Source organism: Streptomyces sp. col6, assembly GCF_008042035.1.
Taxonomy (GTDB): Bacteria; Actinomycetota; Actinomycetes; order Streptomycetales; family Streptomycetaceae; genus Streptomyces.
Genome location: NZ_RDBL01000013.1, coordinates 859558 through 864375, shown reverse-complemented (window position 1 = coordinate 864375; position 4818 = coordinate 859558). Strand labels below are relative to the sequence as shown.

Genomic DNA, 4818 nt, shown 5'->3' with positions numbered 1-4818 from the left:
GGGGTGGTGTGGGGGTTGAGGAGGGTGGCTTTGAGCCAGAGGCGGTCGTGGGCGTGGGTGCGGCCGAGTACGGCGTGGCCGCGGGTGAGGAGGGTGCGGCGGATGGTGGCGACGGTGTGGTCGTCGGCGTCGGTGGGGCGGAAGAGGACGGTGCTGATGGTGGGGCGGTCGTAGAGGTCGAGGCCGGGGGTGCGGGTGATGAGGTCGGCGAGGGTGTGGGCGGCGGCGCAGGTGCGGTCGATGAGGTCGGCGAGTCCGGTGCGGCCGAGGGCTTTGAGGGTGACGGCGATCTTGAGTGCGTCGGGGCGGCGGGTGGTGCGCAGGGAGCGGCCGAGGAGGTCGGGGAGGCCGGCTTCGGTGTCGTCGTCGGCGTTGAGGTAGGGGGCGTGGTGGTGGAGGGCGTGGAGGTGGTGGCGGTCGGGGACGGCGAAGATGCCGGCGGATGCGGGTTGCCAGCCGAGTTTGTGGAGGTCGAGGGCGACGCTGTCGGCGCGGTCGAGTCCGTCTAGCAGGTGGCGGTGGGCGGGGCTGAGGAGGAGGGGTCCGCCGTAGGCGGCGTCGATGTGGAGTTCGGCGCCGTGGCGGGCGCAGAGGTCGGCGATGGCGGTGAGGGGGTCGATGCGGCCGGTGTCGGTGGTGCCGGCGGTGGCGGTGACGAGGAGGGGGCCCTGTCGCTGGTTGCGGGCGAGGGTCTCGTGGAGTGCGGGGACGTCGATGATGCCGTTGGGGGGGGTGGGGTCAGTTGGCGTCGCGTACGTTCAGCGCGCGGCGCAGGTCGTCGATCTGGTCGATGAGCTTGCGGCGGAGGGCCGGGATGAGGGCCGGGTCGTTCAGGGCTTCTTCCCCGGTGCGGAGGCTTTCGGCGTCGATGGCGTGGACGGGGAAGGCGTTGCGCCCGGCGGCTTCGGCGATGGCGGGGCCGCGGCGGACGGCGAGCTGGGCGGCCTCGGGGTAGAAGCGGGGCACGTATGCGCGTACGAGGTCGGTCTGTTCGGGCTGCCAGAAGCCCTGCGCGGTGGCGGTGAAGAGGTAGTTGGACAGGCTGTCGTCGTGGAACATCGCGTCCCAGGCGGCGGCCTTGGCCTCGGGGGTGGGCAGGGCGGCGCGGCAGCGGGCGGCGCCTTCCTGGCCGGTGGCGCTGGGGTCGTCCTCCAGGGCGGCGGCGATGGCCTCCTCGTCGGTGGCGCCGAGGACGGCGAGGCGGGTGAGGATGCGCCAGCGCAGTTCGGGGTCGAGTTCGGGGCCGCCGGGGACGGTGTCGTCGGCGAGCCAGCCCTGGATGGTGTCGGGCTGGGTGGCGGCGTCGATGAGGTGGCGTACGGCGGTGAGGCGCAGGCCGGGGTGGGTGCCGTCCTCGGTGCGGCGGATGAGGTCGCGGCACAGGGCGGTGAGGACGGTGAGGGCGGCGGGCCGGTCCTCGGGGGCGGTGTAGCGGCCGGCGACCTGGGTGTCCGCGAAGGCCAGGACGCCCTGGAGGAGGGCGAGGTCGGTCTCGTACGGGAGGTGGTCGCGGGCGGCTTCGAGGTAGGTGCTGGGGGCGAGTTCGCCGTCGCGGACCATGTCGCGGGCGGCGTTCCAGACGACGGCGCGGGTGAGGGCGTCGGGGATGCCGGAGAGGCTGTCGAGGACCGTGTTCCAGGAGTGGGGGTCGAGGCGGATCTTGGCGTAGGTGAGGTCTTCGTCGTTGAGGACGACGAGGGCGGGGCGGCGGCCGGAGGTGCGGTTGCCGCCGCTGGTGGATTTCGAGGACCTGGCTCAACGAGTCCTTCGCCGAGTACATGGGCTACCAGACCCTCGCCGAGGCCACCCGCTTCACGGACACCTGGGTCGACTTCGGCGTCGTAGCCCCAGCCCTTGCGGGCGACGCCGAAGTCGACCCAGGTGTCCGTGAAGCGGGTGGCCTCGGCGAGGGTCTGGTAGCCCATGTACTCGGCGAAGGACTCGTTGAGCCAGATGTCGTCCCACCAGGCGAGGGTGACGAGGTCGCCGAACCACATGTGGGCCATCTCGTGGGCGATGACCATGCCGCGGGTCTGGCGTTCGGTGTCGGTGACGGCGGAGCGGTAGATGAACTCGTCGCGGAAGGTGACGAGGCCGGGGTTCTCCATGGCGCCGGCGTTGAACTCGGGGACGAATGCCTGGTCGTAGGAGTCGAAGGGGTACGGCTCGGTGAACTTCTCCTGGAACCGGTCGAAGCAGGCCCGGGTGATGTCGAGGATCTCGTCGGCGTCGGCGTCGAGGTGGGGGGCGAGGGAGCGGCGGCAGTGAATGCCGAAGGGCAGGCCCGCGTGCTCGGTGGTCACGGAGTGCCAGGGGCCGGCGGCGACGGCGACGAGGTAGGTGGAGAGCGGCGGGGTGGGGGCGATGGTCCAGCGGCCGTCGCCGGTGTGCTCGGCGATGCCGTTGCCGAGGACGGTCCAGCCTTCGGGGGCGGTGACGGTGAGGGCGAAGACGGACTTGAGGTCGGGCTGGTCGAACGCGGCGAAGACGCGCTGGACATCTTCCATGAAGAGCTGGGTGTAGACGTAGGTCTCGTTGTCGCTGGGGTCGGTGAAGCGGTGCATGCCTTCGCCGGTGCGGGAGTAGCGCATGGCGGCGTCGACGCGCAGTTCGTGCGGGCCGGGGGTGAGACCGGTGAGCGCGTACCGGTTCTCGGTGAGGTCCGCGGGGTCCAGCGGCCGGCCGTCCAGACTGATCGAGCGCAGGGTGGCCGGCTTGAGCTCGAGGAAGGTGTCACCGGCCGTGCGGGCGGTGAACTCGATCACGGTCCGGGAGTCGAAGGTCTCCTCCCCCGCGGTGAGATCGAGTTCGACCGTGTATCGGTGTACGTCGAGGATCTGGGCTCGGGCCTGCGCTTCATCGCGCGTCAGTACGGACATGGGGACATGCTGCCGTATGCGCCGGGCGGCGCGCAGGCGGGTTCCCTCGGGGGCGGGCAGCCGCCCGTGGTCCTTTGAGGGCTAAGATTCTTACCCCATGGTGTACCTGCACGGAGGTGTGGCCGGGATGGCGAAGAACCGGAATGCGGCGGACGCGGTACCGGCCGGTTCGCCCCCGGCTCCGGACTCCGGGGAGCGGGCGGACGCGGTGGCGTCGATCGTGGCGGACTGGCGGCGGGAGCGGCCGGAGCTGGACACGGCCCCGCTGGAGGTCTTCGGCCGGCTGCACCGGGCGTTCCTGCGGTACAGCACGGCGATCTCGCGGCCCGTGGAGCGCAGGGGTCTTTCGATGGCCGGTTTCGATGTGCTGACGGCGCTGCGGCGGGCGGGGGCGCCGTTCCGGCGTACGGCGGGTGAGCTGGCCGATTCGGGGCTGATCAGTTCGGCGGGTGTGACGCTGCGGATAGACCGGCTGGAGAAGGACGGGCTGATCCGGCGGGAGCGCGATCCGCAGGACCGGCGGGTGGTGCACTCGCGGCTGACGGACGAGGGTCTTTCGCTGATCGACGAGCTGTTCTCGGAGCATCTGGAGAACGAGCGGCGGATGCTGGCGGGGTTGTCGGCGGCGGAGTGTGCGGAGCTGGCGCGGTTGCTGGAGAAGCTGGAGCGGTCGGTGCTGTCCGCGGAGGGCGGGGAGTAGGTGCTCCGCGGGGGCCGGGGCCCCGGGTGCGCCCGGGTGCGGGCACCGGCACCCTGCGGAGGAGGTGTCCTCAATCGCCGGACGGGCTTGGGTGTGGCCGGCGATTGAGGATCGTGCCTCTGCGTTCTTGCTGGGCGGGAGTCAGGCCGTCGCCGCCTGGGACTCCGCTTCTGTGCGGTACATGCGGCGGACCCTGACCACGCCCAGGTCGTGCTGGTAGAGGTTTTCCGCCTGGTCGGCGTCGGTGCGCAGGTCCTCCAGCATGACGCGGTCCTGTTCGAGGACCTCCCAGTGGCGGTCCTCCAGGAGCGTCTTGTACAGGAAGCGCCAGGTGTCGCGCTGCCAGTCGGTGACCTTGCGGTAGCGCCAGAAGAAGACGGCGCAGCGGTTCTCGTCGATGGGGGTGGCCATGCCGACGATGCCGAAGGGGCCGCCGGGTCCGGCGGTCGGGGGGTAGGGGATGGTGAGGTCGACCCAGTCGACGCCGGTGCGGCAGAGCTCGACCCAGTCGAAGTTGACGCCGCTCTGGTCGGTCTTCTCGAAGAAGAAGCCGCGTTCGGTCTCGCGGATGCGGAAGCGGGCGGTGGTCTGGCCGTCGGCCATGCTGTGCGAGTCGCGGTGGAGGAACGAGCCGTGCATGGGGTCGAGCAGGTTCTCGACGGCGTAGCGCCAGTTGACGTTCCACTCTGCGTAGCAGAGGAAGGCCGAGGTGCCGGGGTCGGTGAGGGGTTCGGGGAGGGTGAGCGGGACGGGTTCGGCGTGGGTGTAGTCGCCGAAGTAGGCGAGGATCGCGCCGCCGGTCTCGATGAGGTGGGGGGCGGCGACGAGCTGTTTGCCCTCCAGGTTGCAGCCGGGGAGGCCGGGGACGGCGGCGACGGTGCCGGTGCCGTCGACCTGGACGCCGTGGTACCAGCAGGCGATGCGGTCGCCGAGGTGTTTGCCGAGGGAGAGGCGGGCGCCGCGGTGGGGGCAGCGGTCCTCCAGCATGTGGAGGGTGCCGTCGGCGCGGCGGAAGAGGAGCCATTCCTCGCCGAGGAGGGTGAGGCGTTTCATGCCGCCGGCGGGGACGAAGTCCGAGGGGCAGACGGCGTACCACTGGTTGCGGATGCCGGTGGCGGTGGTCATGGCTGTCTCACGCTCCCAGTCGTCGCATCTCGGTGCGGAAGGTTTCCTCGGTCCAGGGGCTGCCGTCGGGGGCGGGCAGGTCGCGGGAGTTGAGTCCGGCGACAAGTCCGGGCA

Annotated in this window: 4 protein-coding genes and 1 pseudogene; 1 reads left to right on the top strand and 4 read right to left on the bottom strand. The window is 71.3% G+C overall.

Going from position 1 to position 4818, the window contains the following annotated elements:
• The coding region (locus EAO73_RS37355; RefSeq protein ID WP_412075089.1) for a pyridoxal phosphate-dependent decarboxylase family protein at window positions 1-716 on the bottom strand (716 nt) is incomplete at its 3' end.
• Between the two features lie 22 nt (window positions 717-738).
• Window positions 739-2879: pseudogene (locus EAO73_RS37350) on the bottom strand (ERAP1-like C-terminal domain-containing protein).
• A 127-nt stretch (window positions 2880-3006) separates the two neighbouring features.
• On the opposite strand from EAO73_RS37350, the gene EAO73_RS20510 reads away from it, so the two are divergent.
• Window positions 3007-3579, top strand: a complete 573-nt coding sequence (locus EAO73_RS20510; RefSeq protein ID WP_224756382.1) for a MarR family winged helix-turn-helix transcriptional regulator — start codon at window positions 3007-3009, stop codon at window positions 3577-3579.
• A gap of 141 nt (window positions 3580-3720) precedes the next feature.
• Here the strand turns inward: EAO73_RS20510 and EAO73_RS20505 are convergent, their stop codons facing one another.
• Together EAO73_RS20505 and EAO73_RS37225 are read right to left on the bottom strand one after the other, a co-directional pair.
• Window positions 3721-4704 (bottom strand): aromatic ring-hydroxylating oxygenase subunit alpha, encoded by a 984-nt coding sequence (locus EAO73_RS20505; RefSeq protein ID WP_147972958.1) that lies wholly within the window; start codon window positions 4702-4704, stop codon window positions 3721-3723.
• Between the two features lie 7 nt (window positions 4705-4711).
• Window positions 4712-4783 (bottom strand): recombinase-like helix-turn-helix domain-containing protein, encoded by a 72-nt coding sequence (locus tag EAO73_RS37225; protein WP_412075087.1) that lies wholly within the window; start codon window positions 4781-4783, stop codon window positions 4712-4714.
• Window positions 4784-4818 lie beyond the last annotated feature (35 nt).

Excerpts from the sequence above, each read along its gene's own strand:
- EAO73_RS20510 (WP_224756382.1), top strand. The coding sequence starts at position 3,007 with ATGGCGAAGAACCGGAATGCGGCGGACGCGGTACCGGCCGGTTCGCCC.
- EAO73_RS20505 (WP_147972958.1), bottom strand. The coding sequence starts at position 4,704 with ATGACCACCGCCACCGGCATCCGCAACCAGTGGTACGCCGTCTGCCCC.